This window comes from Streptomyces sp. AC627_RSS907 (assembly GCF_019049165.1).
Genome location: NZ_JAGMUE010000820.1, coordinates 1 through 553 on the forward strand (window position 1 = coordinate 1; position 553 = coordinate 553).

A 553-nucleotide genomic window follows, 5' to 3' on the forward strand; every position below is an offset into this window, starting at 1 on the left:
GCCAGGGAGATGGCGACGACCAGGGTGCGCGGGCCCAGGATCGGGTCGCGGTAGCGGAACTCGCTGGCCAGCTCCGTCTCGCAGGGGATGCGGGTCCAGTGCTCGATGGCGTACTTGGCGATCATCCCGGCGTGGAAGGCGGTGCCGCACGCCACGATGACGATCTTGTCGACCTCGCGCAGCTCGGCGGCCGGGATGCGGACCTCGTCCAGCGACAGGTCGCCGGCGGCGTCGATCCGGCCGAGCAGCGTGTCGGCCACGGCCTTCGGCTGCTCGGCGATCTCCTTCAGCATGAAGTAGTCGTAGCCACCCTTCTCGGCGGCCGAGGCGTCCCAGTCCACGTGGTACGGGCGCACCGTCGCCGGCGCGCCGTCGAAGCCGGTGACCGTGACCGCGTCCCGGCGCACCTCCACCACCTGGTCCTGGCCGAGTTCGATGGCCTCGCGGGTGTGCGCGATGAACGCGGAGACGTCGGAGGCCAGGAAGTTCTCCCCGACTCCGACTCCCACCACAAGCGGTGAGTAGCGACGCGCACCGACCACCACGTCGGGGT

At 70.5% G+C, this 553-nt stretch carries 1 protein-coding gene; it reads right to left on the bottom strand.

Going from position 1 to position 553, the window contains the following annotated elements; all coding sequences use genetic code 11:
* On the bottom strand, positions 1 to 553 hold a 553-nt coding region (locus KUM32_RS38815), incomplete at both ends, for an SIS domain-containing protein (protein ID WP_217146493.1).